Origin of the sequence: Streptomyces sp. Ac-502 (assembly GCF_045222935.1) — a bacterium.
GTDB lineage: Bacteria > Actinomycetota > Actinomycetes > Streptomycetales > Streptomycetaceae > Streptomyces > Streptomyces monomycini.
In genome coordinates, this window is sequence record NZ_JBHFFO010000001.1 from 6636747 (window position 1) to 6654310 (window position 17564).

Consider the following 17564-nt stretch of genomic DNA (forward strand, 5'->3'; position numbering starts at 1 on the left):
ATGAGGAGGCTGTCGCTCACCCCGCGACAGCCCATGAGCGCGATTCAGCCGAGCGAGGCAGCGCCCGTGCGCGCTTCACCGGCCGGATCGGGCACTGTGAGAGGCTGGACCGCATGAACCGGCTGGCTGGCGTGACCTCGCCTTATTTGCTTCAGCACGCGGACAATCCGGTCGACTGGTGGCCCTGGACGCCGGAGGCTTTCGAGGAAGCGCGACGGCGCGATGTGCCCGTGCTGCTGTCGGTCGGCTACTCCGCGTGCCACTGGTGCCACGTGATGGCGCACGAGAGCTTCGAGGACGCGGGGATCGCGGCGCTGATCAACGAGCACTTCGTGCCGGTGAAGGTGGACCGCGAGGAGCGGCCCGACGTGGACGCCGTGTACATGGAGGCCGTGCAGGCCGCCACCGGGCAGGGCGGCTGGCCGATGACCGTCTTTCTGACGCCCGAGGGTGAGCCGTTCTACTTCGGTACGTACTTCCCGCCGCAGCCGCGTCACGGCATGCCCTCCTTCCCGCAGGTGCTCCAGGGGGTGCGGAGCGCGTGGACGGACCGCCGGGACGAGGTGGGCGAGGTCGCCGGGCGGATCGTCGCCGACCTGTCAGCGCGGTCGCTCTCCGCGTCGCTGGCCAACGGTGAACCGGTGCCGCCGGGCCCGGAGGACCTGGCGAACGCGCTGCTCACGCTGACCCGCGACTTCGACGCCGTACACGGCGGATTCGGCGGCGCGCCGAAGTTCCCGCCGTCCATGGCGCTGGAATTCCTGCTGCGCCACCACGCCCGTACGCAGTCCGAGGCCGCCCTGCAAATGGTGCAGGCGACCGCGGAGGCGATGGCCCGCGGCGGCATCTACGACCAGCTCGGCGGCGGTTTCGCGCGCTACGCGGTGGACGAGACCTGGACGGTGCCGCACTTCGAGAAGATGCTGTACGACAACGCGCTGCTCTGCCGTACGTACGCGCACCTGTGGCGCGCCACCGGGTCGGACCTGGCCCGTCGTGTCGCCGTCGAGACCGCCGAGTTCATGGTGCGGGAACTCCGTACGGAACAGGGCGGTTTCGCCTCCGCGCTGGACGCCGACTCCGACGACGGCAGCGGCCGGCACGTCGAAGGCGCGTACTACGTGTGGACGCCGGAGCAGTTGCGCGACGTCCTGGGGGAGAAGGACGCCGGGATCGCCGCGCACCACTTCGGCGTGACGCAGGAGGGCACCTTCGAGGAGGGCGCCTCCGTCCTGCAACTCCCCGACACCGACGACCTGGTGGACGCGGCACGGATCGCGAGCATCAAGGAGCGACTGCGCGCGGCTCGCGACTCCCGGCCGCGCCCCGGGCGGGACGACAAGGTCGTCGCCGCCTGGAACGGCCTGGCCGTCGCGGCCCTCGCCGAGACCGGCGCCTACTTCGACCGGCCGGACCTGGTGCAGGCCGCCACGGACGCCGCCGACCTGCTCGTCCGCGTCCACATGGACTGGCAGGCACGGCTGCACCGCACCTCGCGGGACGGCGTCGCGGGCGCCAACACCGGCGTCCTGGAGGACTACGCGGACGTCGCCGAGGGCTTCGTCGCGCTCTCCTCGGTCACCGGGGAGGGCGTCTGGGTGGAGTTCGCCGGCCTCTTCCTGGACACCGTGCTCGTCCACTTCACCGCCGAGGACGGCACGCTCTACGACACCGCCGACGACGCCGAGCAGCTGATCCGCCGCCCGCAGGACCCCACCGACAACGCCACGCCCTCCGGGTGGACCGCGGCCGCCGGCGCGCTCCTGTCGTACGCGGCGCTGACCGGCAGCAGCCCGCACCGGGACGCCGCCGAGCGCGCCCTCGGCGTCGTCAAGGCGCTGAGCGGCCGGGCGCCGCGCTTCATCGGGTGGGGGCTGGCCGTCGCCGAGGCCGCGCTGGACGGGCCGCGCGAGGTCGCGGTGGTCGGTCCGGACGGTGACCCGGCCACCCGGGCGCTGCACCGCGCCGCCCTGCTGGGCACCGCGCCCGGTGCGGTGGTCGCCTTCGGGGAGCCGGGGTCGGACGAGGTGCCGCTGCTGAAGGACCGCCCGCTGGCCGACGGCCGGGCCGCCGCGTACGTCTGCCGCCACTTCACGTGCGAGCGGCCGGCGACCGACCCCGGGGAACTGGGGGAGAAGCTGAGCGGCGGCTGAGAGGGGGCGCCGGCATGCCCCCGGTCCCGCCGACCTCCTCCGTCCGAAGTCCTAGGCCGCAAAGCGGGCTTGAACTTCACGCGGGCGTCAACTTTTAGCGTGACGGCATGACGAACCGCACGCACCGCACCGGTGGCGGCCTCCCCGCCACCCACCACGAAGTCCGCCTCGCAGGCCGCCCGCGGGGCCCGCTCACCGACGACCTGTTCGAGGTCGTCGAGGTGCCGGTGCCCGAGCCGGCGGCCGGGCAGGTGCTTGTACGCAACACCACCATGGCCGTCGCCGCCGTCATGCGGACGCTCATGGACGAGGACACCACGGTCCCGATGCCGTCCTTCGTACCGGGCGAGCCGCTGTACGGGTCGGCCGTCGGTGAGGTGGTGGACGCGCCCGGCACCGACTTCACCCCCGGTGACCTGGTGGAACACCACTTCGGCTGGCGGGAGTACGCCCTGGTCGACGCCGCCGAGGTGCACCGCAGGGACCGTGACCTGCTGCCCGACCCGGCCGCCTACCTGTCGCAGGGCCCGACCGCCTACATGGGCGTCGTCCGGGGCGCCGAGGTGCGCCCGGGGGACACGGTGTTCGTGTCGGGCGCGGCCGGCGGGGTCGGGTCGCTGGCGGGCCAGATCGCCCGGTTGCGTGGTGCCGGGCGGGTCATCGGCAGTACGGGATCGCAGCGCAAGGCCGACCGCCTGGTCGACGAGCTGGGGTACGACGCGGCGGTGATCCGCGGTGCCGGCCCGATCGAGGAGCAGTTGCGCAAGGCCGCTCCGGAGGGCGTCGACGCGGTCTTCGACAACGTGGGCGGCGAGCAGTTGCAGGCCGCCATCACGCTCGCCAACCGCGGTGCCCGTATCGCACTCGTCGGCGCGCTCTCCAACCAGCTCTCCGACGCCGGCACGCACACCACGGAGATCGACACGCTGTCCCTGGTGGCGCGCGGCGTCACCCTGCGCGGCATCGCGCTCTACGACCACCCCGACCTGATCCCCGAGTGGAACGAGGTCTTCGGGCGCAGCCTCCGGGACGGCACCCTCACCTTCCCGCACGCGCGGCTGCACGGCATCCAGGAGGCGCCGCGCGCCCTGCGGGAGCTGATCGAGGGGCGGCATCTGGGAGCTGTGCTCGTGGAGTTGTGAGGGGAGTGGCGAGGGAGGAGCTGAGGGCAGAGGTGAGGGGGCTTCCCGTGGCGCGGGTCCGTCGGTGTGCTCCGGCCGACGACGTACGGTCTGAGTGAGACGACGTACGCAGCGGGGCACCACCGACCGGGCCCCGGCGGGGGAGGACCGGATGCGGATCGGGGACGCCGCGGCCGCGGCGGGCATGACGGCCAGGGCGCTGCGCTACTACGAGGAGCACGGGCTGGTGATCGCCCGGCGTACGCCGTCGGGGCACCGGGTGTACGAGCCGGAGGACGTACGGAAGCTGCGTACGGTGCGTGAACTGCTGGACGCCGGGCTGACGGTGGGCGACATCCGGTCCTTCGCGCCGCTGCTCGACGCGCTGCCGCCCGAGGGCATTCCGGAGTTGTTCTTCACCCAGGGCGGCGTGGCGGACCTCGGGCCGACGCAGCACTCCCGTACGGCGGCGGAGGTGGCCCGCCGTCGGCTGGCCGACCTGGACGCCCGGATCGTGCGGCTGACGCGGCTGCGCGGGCGGCTGGCCCGGCGGCTGGGGGAACCGGCCAGGGAGCCGGGGCGGGTGGCGCCGTACGGGAGGGCTTTACGGGAGTGAGGGAGGGAGGGCCTTACGGGAGTGAGGCGGTGCGGGCGCGGCGCGCGCTCACAGCGTCAGTCCCCGGCCGAGTACGTTCATCGCGCGGTCGATGAGGGTGCCGAGATCGTCCCGCTGCCCGTCCGCGACCCAGTGCAGCAGCGCCTCCTGGAGCCCGGCCAGAAGGGCCGTGGAGATCACCCGGACCTCCAGGTCGTCGGCGGAGCGGCCGGTCCGCTCCGCCAGTACGGCGCTGATCATGGCGCTGTCCCGCGCGGTGTTCTCCGCCGTACGGCCCCGGATCGCGGGCACCTCGCGGATGAGCCGGGCGCGCTGGACCAGTTCGGCGCGCTCCTCGGCCGACAGGCGCCGCAGCGCCTCGACGGCCACGTGCCGCATCGACTCGGTCATCGGCTCGCCGGCGGGTCTGGCCCGCAGCCCCGCCTCCAGGAGCGGGTCGTACTCGTCGGTGAGCACGATGTCCTCCCGCGTGGGGAAGTAGCGGAAGACCGTGCTGGGGGAGACCTCGGCGGCCTCGGCGATCCGGTCGACGGAGGTCGCCTCGTAGCCGTACTCCGCGAAGAGCCGGTAGGCGGCCCGGCGGATCGCCTGCCGGGTCTGGATCTTCTTCCGCTCCCGCAGCCCGACCTTGGGAGTGCCGGGCTGAGTGGCGGAGTTCTGTGCGCGGGCCATGAGCGTCATTGTCCGGCGGTCCGGGCCGCTTCCGCACGCAGGAGGGTGTCGGACCGTCGGTGTTCCTTGATATGCCCTTGTCTGTCAGTGGTGTGTGTAACGCTTCAGCGAGGGCAAGATCACTGTCAGTGATGCTTGGAGGGGGTGTTGCGGGTATGCGTACTGCGATCGATGTGTTCGCCGTGTTCGCGGCAGCGCTGTGCGTCGGAGGGTTCCTCGTCGGCGGCACGACCGCGGTGGTCGCGCTGGTGCTGGCCGGGGTGACGGCCCTGGCATGGCAGGTGGCCGCGGCGTCGAGGCCGCGGCCACGTCAGGGTGCGGGGGCGCGCGCCGACGGGGCGGTGAGGACGGCGCGGAGGGCGGCGGTGCGGGTGTCGTCGGCGGCGTGGATGTCGCGCCGGGTGCCTCAGGCGTGCGAATAGGCCACCAGTGAGATGCCGACGTAGTGCACCACGAACGCCGCCAGTGTCAGGGAGTGGAAGACCTCGTGGAAACCGAACCACCGCGGTGAGGGGTTGGGGCGCTTGATGCCGTAGATGATGCCGCCCGCGCTGTAGAGGATGCCGCCGACGACGACCAGGACGAGTACGGCGATGCCGCCCTTGCGCGCGAAGTCGGGCAGGAAGAAGACGGCCGCCCAGCCCATCGCGATGTAGCAGGGTGTGTAGAGCCAGCGCGGCGCGCCCACCCAGAAGACGCGGAAGGCGATGCCGGCGAGGGCGGCCGCCCACACGGCCCACAGGAGTGCCTGGCCGCGGCCGCCAGGGACCAGCAGCATGGTCAGCGGGGTGTAGGTGCCCGCGATGATCAGGAAAATATTGGCGTGATCCAGTCGCCGTAGCACGGCTTCGGCACGTGGGCCCCAATTACCGCGGTGGTACAGGGCGCTGATCCCGAAGAGCAGGCACGCGGAGAGGGTGTAGACGGCACAGGCGATCCGGCCGCGGGTGCTGTCGGCCAGGGCCGTGAGCACCACTCCGGAGACGAGGGCGGCGGGGAACATCCCCGCGTGCAGCCAGCCCCGCAGCTTGGGCTTGAGCGGCGCGGCCTTCGCGGCGACCGCGGATGCTGCGTCGGCGGCCGCGCTGGTGACGGAGGAAGAGCGGCTTTCGGCGGCGTCGGGCGCGGAAGTCATGGGCGCAATGCTACCTACGCAACCGTAGGTTACAGATCGGTCCGGAAGTGGTGACGGTCACGAGAACCTCCTCTGGACAGATGCCCATGAGGATCGGATGATCAAATGAGTGCGGTCGGCACCGGATGAGCGGTCGCGAAGCATCCGGGTCGCAGCCCCCAAGGGGCAGGCATCTTCAGAAGCGGGCTCTGCCGGCGTGTACGCGGACAGTGGTCCGTCCCAAACCCTCATCTAGGAGCGATCGTGGCGCGCGACAACGCGGCTCCCTCCCCCGTACCGACCAACCACCAGGAACTGATCTCCTGGGTCGACGAGATCGCAGCCGTCACCGAGCCGGACCGCGTCGTGTGGTGCGACGGTTCGGAGGCGGAGTACGAGCGCCTGTGCGAGGAGCTCGTCGCGAAGGGCACCTTCACGAAGCTGGACCCGGTCAAGCGCCCCAACTCCTACTACGCCGCTTCCGACCCCTCCGACGTCGCCCGGGTCGAGGACCGCACCTTCATCTGCTCCGAGAAGGAGGAGGACGCCGGCCCGACCAACCACTGGAAGGCCCCGGCGGAGATGCGCGACATCTTCACCGGTGAGCAGGGCGTCTTCCGCGGCGCGATGCGCGGCCGGACGATGTACGTCGTCCCGTTCTGCATGGGCCCGCTCGGCTCGCCGCTCTCCGCGCTCGGCGTGGAGATCACCGACTCGGCGTACGTCGCCGTCTCGATGCGCACCATGACCCGGATGGGCCAGGCCGTCCTGGACGAGCTGGGCGAGGACGGCTTCTTCGTCAAGGCCGTGCACACCCTCGGCGCCCCGCTGGCCGCCGGTGAGGCCGACGTGCCGTGGCCGTGCAACCCCACGAAGTACATCTCGCACTTCCCCGAGGACCGCGAGATCTGGTCGTTCGGCTCCGGTTACGGCGGCAACGCCCTGCTGGGCAAGAAGTGTTACGCGCTGCGCATCGCCTCCGTCATGGCGCGCGACGAGGGCTGGCTCGCCGAGCACATGCTCATCCTCAAGCTCACCCCGCCGCAGGGTGAGGCCAAGTACGTCGCCGCGGCCTTCCCGAGCGCCTGCGGCAAGACCAACCTCGCGATGCTGGAGCCCACGATCTCCGGCTGGACGGTCGAGACCATCGGTGACGACATCGCCTGGATGCGGTTCGGCGAGGACGGCCGCCTGTACGCGATCAACCCGGAGGCCGGTTTCTTCGGTGTCGCGCCCGGCACCGGCGAGCACACCAACGCCAACGCCATGAAGACGATGTGGGGCAACTCCGTCTTCACCAACGTCGCGCTGACCGACGACGGCGACGTGTGGTGGGAGGGCATGACCGAGGAGGCGCCCGCCCACCTGACGGACTGGAAGGGCAACGACTGGACGCCGGAGTCCGGTACCCCGGCGGCCCACCCCAACGCCCGCTTCACCGTCCCGGCCGGCCAGTGCCCGATCATCGCGCCCGAGTGGGAGGACCCCAAGGGCGTGCCGATCTCGGCCATCCTCTTCGGTGGCCGCCGCGCCAGCGCCGTACCGCTGGTGACCGAGTCGCTGACCTGGCAGCACGGTGTCTTCCTCGGCGCGAACGTGGCGAGCGAGAAGACCGCCGCGGCCGAGGGCAAGGTCGGCGAGCTGCGCCGCGACCCGTTCGCCATGCTGCCGTTCTGCGGCTACAACATGGGCGACTACATGGGCCACTGGATCAAGGTCGGCGCCGACAAGGACCAGGCGAAGCTGCCGAAGATCTACTACGTCAACTGGTTCCGCAAGGACGCGTCGGGCCGCTTCGTGTGGCCGGGCTTCGGCGAGAACAGCCGGGTGCTGAAGTGGATCGTCGAGCGCCTGGACGGCAAGGCCGAGGGTGTCGAGACGCCCATCGGCGTGCTGCCGACGAAGGAGGCACTGGACACCGACGGCCTCGGCCTGGACGACGCCGGGCTGGACTTCCTGCTCACCGTCGACAAGGACGTGTGGCGCGAGGAGGCGGCGCTCATCCCCGACCACCTGAACACCTTCGGTGACCACACACCGAAGGAACTGTGGGACGAGTACCACGCGCTCGTACGCCGACTGGGGTAGTACGGGAACGGCCCGGTACGGACCGGGCCCCACGGCCGACGGCCGGGGTCACGTGCACGAACACGTGGCCCCGGCCGTCTCGTTTCAGCGGTCAGCGGTCAGCGGTCAGCGGTCAGCGGTCAGCGGTCAGCGGTCAGCGGTCAGCCGGGCCGGCGGCTCGCGGTCGTCCCGCCCCTACCCGGCTCGGATCGAGTCGGCTCGGCCCGGATCAAGCCGTGGCCAGCTCCTGCACCGCCCCGTCGGCCTCGTGCGCCTCCATGCGCTCCGCCGCGAGCGCGGCGGCCGCGGCGTCGGACCGCGAGGTGGCGACGGCAAGGGCGCTCCCGGCCAGCATCCGGGCGCGCCGGTGCAGCCGGGGCGCGCGGGCCGGGTCGCCGCCGCCGGTCGGCGCGGCACGCAGCGGGTACGCCCCGCCGCGCAGCCGCGTCACCTGCTCGGCGATGCGCTCGGCGGCCTCGTCCAGTGCGGGATCGGTGACGGTGGCGCGCAGCTCGTCGGTGACGGTGAGCAGCGCGGTCAGATGACCGGCGAGCCGGATGTCCAGTTCCTCGGTACGGGACCGGTGAGGGACCTCCTGGTCGGCGGCCATGGAGTGGACCGACTTGGTGCGGATCGGTTCGTACATGGGACGGCCTCCTGGCAACGCTCAAGGCTAGGAGACCATCCTAGCTTAGACACTGTCTAAAGTTGTGATCCGTACAGTCCACGTACGGGTGACATTCGCCGGAGGCGAGGCGTGCCCCCTGGCCGGGCTCCGCCTGGGCCCCGGCCGACTCCCGGCCGGGCCCCGCTCAGTACTGCCCGTACCCGTCCAGGAACCTGCCGATCCGGGTCACCGCGTCCGTCAGATCGTCCTTGTTCGGCAGCGTGACCAGGCGGAAGTGGTCCGGCTCCGGCCAGTTGAAGCCCGTACCGTGCACGATCATGATCTTCTCGGCGCGCAGCAGGTCCAGCACCATCTGCCGGTCGTCCTTGATCTTGTAGACCTTCGGGTCCAGCCGCGGGAAGGCGTACAGCGCGCCCTTCGGCTTGGTGCAGGTGATGCCCGGGATCTGGGTGAGCAGGTCGTACGCGGTGTCCCGCTGCTCCAGCAGGCGCCCGCCCGGCAGCACCAGGTCGTTGATCGACTGGTGCCCGCCGAGGGCGGTGGCCACGGCGTGCTGCGCGGGCATGTTGGCGCACAGCCGCATGTTGGCGAGGATCGTCAGCCCCTCGATGTACGAGGCCGCGTGCGCCTTCGGGCCGCAGACCGCCATCCAGCCGCTGCGGTAGCCCGCCACCCGGTAGGACTTGGAGAGCCCGTTGAACGTCAGGGTCAGCAGGTCGGGCGCGAGCGAGGCGAACGGGGTGTGGGTGACGCCGTCGTAGAGGATCTTGTCGTAGATCTCGTCGGCACAGACGATCAGGTTGTGCCGGCGGGCGATCTCGGCGATGCCGCGCAGCAGCTCGTCGTCGTACACCGCGCCCGTCGGGTTGTTCGGGTTGATGACGACGATGGCCTTGGTGCGGTCGGTGACCTTGCGCTCGATGTCGGCGAGGTCCGGCATCCAGTCCGCCTGCTCGTCGCAGCGGTAGTGCACCGCCGTACCGCCGGACAGCGAGACCGAGGCGGTCCACAGCGGGTAGTCCGGGGCCGGTACGAGCACCTCGTCGCCGTCGTCCAGCAGCGCCTGCATCGACATCTGGATCAGCTCGGAGACGCCGTTGCCGAGGTAGACGTCGTCGACCGACAGCTCGATGCCCTTGGTCTGGTAGTGCTGCATCACCGCGCGCCGGGCGGAGAGCAGCCCCTTCGCGTCGCCGTAGCCGTGGGCGGTGCCGACCGTACGGAGGATGTCCTCCAGGATTTCCGGCGGGCACTCGAATCCGAACGCCGCCGGATTGCCGGTGTTGAGCTTGAGGATGCGGTGTCCCGCTGCTTCGAGCCGCATCGCCTCCTCAAGGACCGGGCCCCGGATCTCGTAGCAGACGTTGGCGAGCTTCGTTGACTGGATCACCTGCATGCCAGCCACCATACGGGCGCGTAACACCCCCCGCCTGGTGTTTTGGTTCACCCTGGACGCCCGGTGGTGTGGGGTTGCTCACCCGCCGTGACGGAGCGGCGCCCCGAGTGCCGGCGGGGGCGTGCGCGAACGGCCCCCGCGCCCGGCGCACCGGCGGTACGCTCCGGGGCGGTGATCGGACGATCATGGGGGCGGCGGCATGGTGTCATCGGAGCGACGGCTCGCTCTGCTCAACGACGAGCCGGTGGACACCGCCGGCACCGACCTGCTCGGCGCGGGGCAGGCCGCCCGGCAGCTCGCGGGCCTGCTGGTCGCCTCCCGGGCCTCCACCCCGTTCACCCTCGCCGTCGACGCCGGGTGGGGGATGGGCAAGAGCAGCCTGATGCAGCTGGTGCGCGGCGAGCTGGCGAACGCGCCCGAGGTGCACACCGTCTGGTACAACGCCTGGACCTCGTCCGGCGCCGACGCCCTGGAAGGGCTCATCAAGTCGGTGCTGATGCGCTTCGACCGCAGGCTGCTGCGGCGGGCGCTGCACCGGGTCTCCGAACAGCGGGCCCTGCTGCGGGCCCTGCGCGCGCTGGCAGCTCTCGTGGCCGGGCCGCTGGGCGCCGCCGGGCTGGTCGACGAGCTGTGGAGCAACCTGTCCGTCAACTCCCAGGCGCGCAACGAGATGCGCGACGCGATCCGCGATCTGGCCCAGGAGTGGGCCGAGACCGCGGACTACTCACCGCGCCGGATGCTCGTCGTCTTCATCGACGATCTGGACCGCTGCTCCGAGGAGACGGTGCTCGCGGTGTGCGAGGCGGTCAAGGTCTATCTGGACGTGCCGGGGCTGGCGTTCGTCATCGGCTGTGACCGTTCGGCGATGGGGCCGAGCGGCCTGCTGCGCGACCTGACCCCGGCCGGTGCCGCCTTCATGGAGAAGATCTTCCAGACCAGCTACCGCATCCCGGTGGCCGACGGCCAGGGCGTGCAGGAGTACATCGGGTGGTGCGCGCGCACCGCCGGTATCGAGCGGCTGCTCGACGCGCCCCTGGTCGAACTGCTCGCCGAACGCTCGGCCCGCAACCCGCGCCGCATCAAACGGCTGGTCAACGGCTTCGTCCTGGAGGCCACCCTCAACCCGATGTGGGCGGACCACCCGCCGGAGGCCGTCCTCCGTACGTTACTGATCCAGTACTTCTACGCCGACTTCTACTGGATGATGACCAGCCCGCCGGGGGCCGACAGCGGGGATGTGATCGCGGACTTCTGTACGTACCGGCGGGAGCGGACGTCGGCAGACTGGACCGACGAAGAAAAGCGGCTGGTCGAAACCTTTCTGGAGCCCCGGGACATCGTGCACGGTCCGGGCAACTGGCGCGCGGCGCTGGAGAGCTTGGAGAGCGAACTGCCCACCGTCTTCCCAGGTATGGTCACCGACTCCGCGTTCAACTCGCTGCTCGACGGGCTGCTCGCCCTGCCCCGCTCCGAGGAACTGGTGCGCAGGCTGCGGGAGGGCGCGCGGGCGCTGGTGACGCTGCCGCAGCGGGAGGTGCCGGACATCACCGGCGGGGTGATACCGGACGCGCCGACCGGCGTGGTCACCAGGCCCGGTGACCGCTTCCCGCGCCCCGCCGGGACCCTCGTCGGCCACACCATCCTCTGGGTGGACGACCACCCCGAGAACAACACCGGCCTGGCCGTCTGGCTCCGGGAGCAGGGAGCGACGGTGGAGACCGCCGTCGACTCCCGGTCCGCCGACGCCGCCATCGCCGCCCGGACGCCGTCCCTGATCATCTCCGACATCGCCCGGGGCTCGGACGGCAGGGCCGGATTCACCCACGTGGAGGCGCTGCGCAGGGACGAGCGGTACACCGGCCCGGTCGTCTTCTACGCGGGCCGGGTCACCCCCGTACGCCTGGGCACCGCCGAACACCTCGGCGCACTGGGCGTGGCAGCCGACGGCGACGAGCTGATACGCCTGGTCAGACGCGCGCTCGCCGCACCGCCCGCCCCGCCAGCACATCCGTCCGCCGACCGTCCTCGATGACGAACCGCCCGTCGATCAGCACGTGCGGAATGCCCGTCGGCAGGACCCGCGGCGTCTCGAAGGTGGACCCGGCGCCGACCGTCTCCGGGTCGAAGAGCACCAGGTCGGCGCGGTAACCCTCGCGGACCAGGCCGCGGTCGGGCAGCCGCAGCCGGGCGGCGGCGCGCGAGGTCAGATGTGCGACGCACTCCTCCAGCGACAGCACGCCCAGCTCCCGTACGTACGTCCCCAGGTACTTCGGGAACGTGCCGTACGCCCGCGGGTGCGGCTTGTGGCCCTGGAGGATGCCGTCGCTGCCCCCGGTGTGCACCCGGTGGCGCATGATCGCGCGGACGTTCTCCTCGTGGCCGACGTGCTGGAGGATCGTCGGGCCGAGCCGGTCCTCGACCAGCAGCCGCCGGGCCGTCGTCCACGGCTCCTCGCCGCGCTCCCGCGCCGACTCGGCCACCGTCCGGCCGACGTACCCCGCCAGCTCCGGGTGCGAGACGCCGGAGATCTCGATGGTGTCCCACGCGATCGGCACGCCGTGGCAGCCGTCCGCGCCCTCCACCTCCATGACGTGCCGGATGCGCTCGGCCGCCGCGTCGTCCCGCAGCCGTTCCATGATCGCGTCGGGGCCGCCCTCGCTCGCCCAGCTCGGCAGCATGGCGACCAGGGTCGTGCAGCCGGGCGTGTACGGGTAGGTGTCGAGGGTGATGTCGGCGCCGGACTCCAGGGCTCGGTCCAGGAGGGCGAGGAGTTCGGGCGCGCGGCCCTTGTTCACGCCGAAGTTCATGGTGGCGTGGGCGAGGTGCAGGGCGCAGCCCGCCTGGCGGGTCAGGCCGACCATCTCCTCGTACGCGCCCAGCGCGCCCGCTCCGTACGAGCGGTGGTGCGGGCAGTAGTAGCCGCCGTAGCGGGCCACGACCCGGCACAGCTCGGTGAGTTCGGCGTCGTCCGCGTACATGCCGGGGGTGTAGGTGAGGCCGGAGGACAGGCCGACGGCGCCCTGCTCCAGGCCCTCGGCGACGAGCTGCCGCATCCGGGCGATCTCGTCGGGCGTGGCCGGGCGGTCGTCCCAGCCGAGGGCGAGCATCCGGACCGTGCCCTGCGGGATCAGGTACGCCGCGTTGACGGCGATGCCCTGGCCGTCGAAGCTGTGGTCGAGGCGGTCCAGGTACTCGCCGACCGTGCGCCAGCTGAAGTCGATGTCCGAGCCGTCCCCGTTCCAGCCGGTGATCTGGGCGCGGACCTCGGCGAGCGTACGGTCGTCGACCGGCGCGTACGACAGGCCGTCCTGCCCGATCACTTCGAGGGTGACGCCCTGCGCCGCCTTCGCCTCGTGCGACGGGTCGCGCAGCAGCGCCAGGTCGCTGTGCGCGTGCATGTCGATGAAGCCGGGGGAGAGGGCCAGGCCCGCGCCGTCCACCACCCGGGCGGCGCCGGGCCGCGGACCGGAGTCCGTCTCCCGGCGGATCTCGGCGATCCGGCCGCCGTCGAGGGCGACGTCCGCCCGGTAGGAGGGGGTGCCGGTGCCGTCGATGACGCGTACGTCGCGGACCACGGTGTCCATAACCGAACTGCCTTTCCTGTCGAAGGCTTCGAGCCGGGCCGCGCCGCGCGGCCATGGCGTACGGGCCCCGCTCCGGCGTCGGGGGGATGAGCCGGAGCGGGACCCGGGCGCGCCCCGGGGTGGGACGCGCCGGCCGGGGGCGGGGGTGCCCCCGGTGTTCGGCACGGGACTCGGGGGTGGTGCCCCGCGCCGAAGTCTCGCGGCCTTCAGGGGAGGGCCGTCGTACGGGTTCCGTCAGAAGAACGTCCGGACGTAGTCCACGACCGTGCCGTCCGCCTCGGCCACCGGGATCAGCTGCCACTTGTCGAAGATCGTGCACGGGTGCGACAGGCCCAGCCCGACCCAGTCGCCGACCTCCAGGTCACCGGCCCGCTCCGTGCTGACCCAGGCGTGCTGGTCGGACAGCTTGGTGACGGTGACGCCGTCCGCGGGCCGTACGGAACCGTCCCGGCCGGAGCGTACGACCTGGGCCTGCGGCAGGTCGAGGTCGTACGCCGCGTCGCGCTTGCCCGCGTTCAGGAACGCCTGCTCCGGCGTCGGGCGGGAGACGACCTGGGACCAGAGCCGGAAGGCGGACTGCAGGGCGCCCTCGTCCGGGACCCGGTTGAACGGGGTCAGGCGGCGGTAGTGGCCGTCGTCGTGCGAGACGTACGCGCCGGAGCGCAGCAGCTTCAGCAGCGGCCGGGACAGCTCGGGCGCCTCGTCGAAGACCTCGGCGACCGCGTCGAACCAGGCGCTGCCGCCCGCGCTGAGCACGATCTCGTCCAGGTCGGCGAAGCGCCCGGAACGGTCGAAGGCGACGGTGAGCGCGAGGAGGCGGCGCAGCCAGGCGGTCACCCGCTCGTGCGTCGCGTCGGGCACCTCGCCCTCGTACCCGGCGACGCCGGCCAGGCGCAGGGTGTCCACCCCCGCCACGGCGTCGGCCAGTTCGACGCACTCCTCGTCGGTCCGCACGCCGGTACGGGCGCCCTCGCCCGCGGCCAGCTCGATGACCACGTCCACCGGGCGGGTGGCGCCCGCCGCGCGCAGGGCGGCGTCCATCAGCTCGATGCCGCGCAGCGAGTCGACGTAGCAGACGCAGTGGAAGCCGGGGTCGGCGTCCAGTTCGGCGGCGAGCCAGCGCAGCGCGGCGGCGTCGACGACCTCGTTGGCGAGGAAGATCCGCTGGATGCCGTAGGCGCGGTAGACGCGGGCCTGGTGGGGGACGGCGGCGGTGATGCCCCAGGCGCCGTGCGCGAGCTGGCGGGCGAAGAGCTGCGGGGCCATCGAGGTCTTGCCGTGCGGGGCGAAGGCCAGGCCGTGCCGGTCGGCGTAGGTCTCCATCAGCGCCAGGTTGTGTTCCAGCGACTCGGCGGACAGGGCGAGGACGGGGGTGGTGAAGCCGCCGGTGAACAGGTTCCGGCGGTCGGCCGCCAGCTCGCCGACGGTACGGCCCTCGGCATCCGGGGAAGCCCCTTGAAGCGGTGGTCGACCCGCTCGTCCGCGAGGGTCGTCGCACGCCGCTCGGCGGTGGCTGCGTCGGCGCCGGGTGCGGCGCCGGTGGCGCTGCGGTCGGCGTGGGGCGCGGCGGCCATGGGGGCCTCCTCAAGTTCTTGTTGCACTCTGTGCAACACCCATTGCGCATATCGCTTACTGCTGTCTAACATCCGAGCCATCGCCGGGTCAATGGTGCGTAACACGTCGCGGAACGGCTCAACACGGCCCGTACGCAAAGGAGTGCAGGTAATCGTGACCACGTCCAGCAACGTCAGCGCCGGCGGCAACGACGCGGCGGACGGCAGCGCGCCCGCCCGCGACGACGCGACGGACGGCCCGCCCCCGCCCGCGACGGGACCACGGACGGCCCGCCGCCCGCCCGGCCGCGAGCCGGCGCCGTCGATGTCGTCTGCCTCGGCGAAACCATGGTCACCTTCATGCCCACCGGGCCCGGGCGACTCGCCGACGTATCCTCCTTCGAGCGTGGCATCGGCGGCGCCGAGTCCAACGTCGCCTGCGCCCTCGCCCGTACCGGCCACCGCACCCGCTGGATCTCCCGCCTCGGCGCCGACGCCTTCGGCGACCACGTCCGCGACGCCGTCGCCGCCTGCGGCGTGGACGTCTCCCACGTCCAGCGCGACCCGGCCCGCCCCACCGGCGTCTACTTCCGTACCGCCGGCGAACGCGCCACCGGTACGGAGACCGAGGCGGGCGAGGCCGAGGTGGCGTACTACCGCGCCGGGTCCGCCGCCTCCGCCATGTCCCCCGAACTGCTCGACGCCGACGCCCTCCACGACACCCGCGTCCTGCACCTCACCGGCATCACGGCAGCCCTCTCCGACAGCTGCCTCGACGTGCTGCGCACCCTCACCGCCCCGGCCCCCGGCCGGCCCCTCGTCTCCTTCGACGTGAACTACCGCGTCGGCCTCTGGCGCGACCGCACCGTACGCGGCCCCGGACTCCTCCTCGACCTCGCCCGCCACTGCGACCTGGTCTTCGTCGGCGAGGACGAGGCCGCGGCCGCCTGGGACCTGCACGGACCCGACGCCGTACGCGACGCCCTCCCCGAGCCCGCCGTCCTCGTCGTCAAACAGGGCGCCGACGGAGCCACCGCGTACGCCCGCCAGGCCGACGGCAGCGACACGGTCACCACCGCGCCCGCCCTCGCCGTCGACGTCGTCGCCCCCGTCGGCGCGGGCGACGCCTTCGCCGCCGGATTCCTCTCCGCCACCCTCCGCGACCTGCCCGTCTTCACCCGCCTCCGGCACGGCCACCTGATGGCCGCCGCCTCCCTCACCGTCCCCGGCGACCTCGGCACACCCCCGTCCCGCGACCTCGCCGACCACCTTGCGGGCCTCGACCCCGCCGCCTGGGGGAGACTGCGACTCGGCCCCGGCTGGACCACCGACGGTGACGCACCCACTGACCGCAGCAGCGGCACCACCAGCCACGGGGTGCACAACCCACGGGTGGAGGTCCGTACCCCATGAGTCAGACAGTCGACCGCGCACTGAGCATCCTGCCCCTGCTGGCGGAAGGCCCGGCCAACCTCGAACAGGTGGCGGGCCGGCTCGGCGTGCACAAGTCCACCGCCCTGCGCCTGCTGCGCACGCTCCACGAGCACGGCATGGTCTACCGCCAGAGCGACCAGCGCTACCGCCTCGGCGCCCGGCTCTTCGCCCTCGCCCAGCAAGCCGTGGAGAACCTCGACGTCCGCGAGATCGCCCATCCGCACCTCGTCGAACTGAACGAGAAGTGCGGACACACGGTGCACCTCGCGGTGTACGAGGAGAACGAGGTCCTCTACATCGACAAGGTCGAGAGCCGCTACCCGGTACGGATGTACTCGCGCATCGGCAAACCCGTCGCCATCACCGTCGCCGCCGTCGCCAAGCTGCTCCTCGCCGACCTGCCCGAACCCGAGCGCCGCGCGCTCGCCGAAAAGCTCGACTACCCCCTCTACACGTCCCGTTCGACACCCCACGCCCAGGCCTTCCTGGCCGAGCTGGCCAAGGTGCGCGAACAGGGCTGGGCCACCGACCTCGGTGGCCATGAGGAGTCCATCAACTGCGTCGGGGCCCCCGTCCGCGGCGCGGACGGCCGGCTCGTCGCCGCCATGTCGGTCTCCGCGCCGAACGTCGTCGTCACGGCCGAGGAACTCCTCACCCTGCTCCCGCTGGTACGCCGCACCGCGGACGCCATCAGCCGGGAGTACTCCGGAAACACCCGCGTACCCGACACGCAAGACCAGAAGGAAGCCCGCCCATGACCGAGAAGACCGCCCTCACCCCGGCCACCCACACCACCCCGCCCGCCAAGTTCTCCCACGGCGTCAAGAAGGGCAACATCCTCCAGGTCGCCGGCCAGGTCGGCTTCCTGCCCGCCGTCGAGGGCCAGGCCCCCACCCCGGCCGGCCCGACCCTGCGCGAGCAGACCCTCCAGACCTTCGCCAACGTCAAGGCGATCCTCGAAGAGGGCGGCGCGCGCTGGGACGACGTGATGATGATGCGCGTCTACCTCACCGACGTCGACCACTTCGCCGAGATGAACGAGATCTACAACGCCTACTTCGAGGCCGAGGGCCTCAAGGAGGCGCCGGCCGCCCGTACGACGGTGTACGTCGGTCTCCCCAAGGGCCTCCTCATCGAGATCGACGCCCTCGCGGTACTGGGCTGACCAGGACCTCCCCTTGCCGTTACCGCCGCTGAACCCGCCGCACGGCACGGCGCCCCACCCG

The 17564-nt window shown here is 72.0% G+C and carries 14 protein-coding genes and 1 pseudogene; 9 read left to right on the forward strand and 6 right to left on the reverse strand.

Annotated elements, in window-relative coordinates; genetic code table 11:
• Positions 1-113: 113 nt before the first annotated feature.
• The 3 genes from ACEXOX_RS30380 (at position 114) to ACEXOX_RS30390 (ending at position 3890) form a co-directional block, all read left to right on the forward strand.
• Entirely contained in the window at positions 114-2153 is a 2040-nt protein-coding gene (locus ACEXOX_RS30380) for a thioredoxin domain-containing protein (protein ID WP_406524277.1), read from the forward strand.
• Between the two features lie 107 nt (positions 2154-2260).
• Positions 2261-3295 (forward strand): MDR family NADP-dependent oxidoreductase, encoded by a 1035-nt coding sequence (locus tag ACEXOX_RS30385; protein ID WP_406524278.1) that lies wholly within the window; start codon positions 2261-2263, stop codon positions 3293-3295.
• A 151-nt stretch (positions 3296-3446) separates the two neighbouring features.
• Positions 3447-3890 (forward strand): MerR family transcriptional regulator, encoded by a 444-nt coding sequence (locus ACEXOX_RS30390; protein ID WP_406526513.1) that lies wholly within the window; start codon positions 3447-3449, stop codon positions 3888-3890.
• 48 nt (positions 3891-3938) lie between these two features.
• Here the strand turns inward: ACEXOX_RS30390 and ACEXOX_RS30395 are convergent, their stop codons facing one another.
• Complete coding sequence (locus tag ACEXOX_RS30395; protein ID WP_406524279.1) at positions 3939-4562, reverse strand: TetR/AcrR family transcriptional regulator; 624 nt, start codon at positions 4560-4562, stop codon at positions 3939-3941.
• Positions 4563-4717: 155 nt separating this feature from the next.
• Between ACEXOX_RS30395 and ACEXOX_RS30400 the strand changes: the two genes are divergently transcribed.
• Entirely contained in the window at positions 4718-4984 is a 267-nt protein-coding gene (locus ACEXOX_RS30400; protein ID WP_406524280.1) for a hypothetical protein, read from the forward strand.
• On the opposite strand, the gene ACEXOX_RS30405 is transcribed toward ACEXOX_RS30400, so the two are convergent.
• Entirely contained in the window at positions 4969-5697 is a 729-nt protein-coding gene (locus ACEXOX_RS30405; RefSeq protein WP_406524281.1) for a hemolysin III family protein, read from the reverse strand. The genes ACEXOX_RS30400 and ACEXOX_RS30405 overlap by 16 nt on opposite strands.
• A gap of 243 nt (positions 5698-5940) precedes the next feature.
• On the opposite strand from ACEXOX_RS30405, the gene ACEXOX_RS30410 reads away from it, so the two are divergent.
• Positions 5941-7764, forward strand: a complete 1824-nt coding sequence (locus ACEXOX_RS30410; protein WP_406524282.1) for a phosphoenolpyruvate carboxykinase (GTP) — start codon at positions 5941-5943, stop codon at positions 7762-7764.
• Between the two features lie 208 nt (positions 7765-7972).
• Here the strand turns inward: ACEXOX_RS30410 and ACEXOX_RS30415 are convergent, their stop codons facing one another.
• Both ACEXOX_RS30415 and ACEXOX_RS30420 read right to left on the reverse strand, forming a co-directional pair.
• Entirely contained in the window at positions 7973-8389 is a 417-nt protein-coding gene (locus tag ACEXOX_RS30415) for a hypothetical protein (protein ID WP_406524283.1), read from the reverse strand.
• 166 nt (positions 8390-8555) lie between these two features.
• On the reverse strand, positions 8556-9767 hold the full coding sequence (locus tag ACEXOX_RS30420; RefSeq protein WP_030020654.1) for a pyridoxal phosphate-dependent aminotransferase: 1212 nt from the start codon (positions 9765-9767) through the stop codon (positions 8556-8558).
• Positions 9768-9966: 199 nt separating this feature from the next.
• Here ACEXOX_RS30420 and ACEXOX_RS30425 point away from each other — a divergent pair, with 199 nt between their 5' ends.
• Positions 9967-11799, forward strand: a complete 1833-nt coding sequence (locus ACEXOX_RS30425; protein ID WP_406524284.1) for a P-loop NTPase fold protein — start codon at positions 9967-9969, stop codon at positions 11797-11799.
• Here the strand turns inward: ACEXOX_RS30425 and ACEXOX_RS30430 are convergent.
• A complete protein-coding gene (locus ACEXOX_RS30430) occupies positions 11735-13351 on the reverse strand; it encodes an amidohydrolase family protein (protein WP_406524285.1) in 1617 nt (538 codons plus the stop codon). The genes ACEXOX_RS30425 and ACEXOX_RS30430 overlap by 65 nt on opposite strands.
• Before the next feature lie 234 nt (positions 13352-13585).
• Positions 13586-14925: pseudogene (locus ACEXOX_RS30435) on the reverse strand (amino acid deaminase).
• A 339-nt stretch (positions 14926-15264) separates the two neighbouring features.
• Between ACEXOX_RS30435 and ACEXOX_RS30440 the strand changes: the two are divergent.
• The 3 genes from ACEXOX_RS30440 to ACEXOX_RS30450 are packed head-to-tail and all read left to right on the forward strand — an operon-like array spanning position 15265 to position 17503.
• Entirely contained in the window at positions 15265-16317 is a 1053-nt protein-coding gene (locus tag ACEXOX_RS30440) for a sugar kinase (protein WP_406524286.1), read from the forward strand.
• Positions 16314-17096, forward strand: a complete 783-nt coding sequence (locus ACEXOX_RS30445; protein ID WP_030020659.1) for an IclR family transcriptional regulator — start codon at positions 16314-16316, stop codon at positions 17094-17096. Before ACEXOX_RS30440 ends, ACEXOX_RS30445 begins: the two co-directional genes overlap by 4 nt.
• A complete protein-coding gene (locus ACEXOX_RS30450; protein WP_406524287.1) occupies positions 17093-17503 on the forward strand; it encodes a RidA family protein in 411 nt (136 codons plus the stop codon). Before ACEXOX_RS30445 ends, ACEXOX_RS30450 begins: the two co-directional genes overlap by 4 nt.
• The last annotated feature ends 61 nt before the right edge of the window (positions 17504-17564 follow it).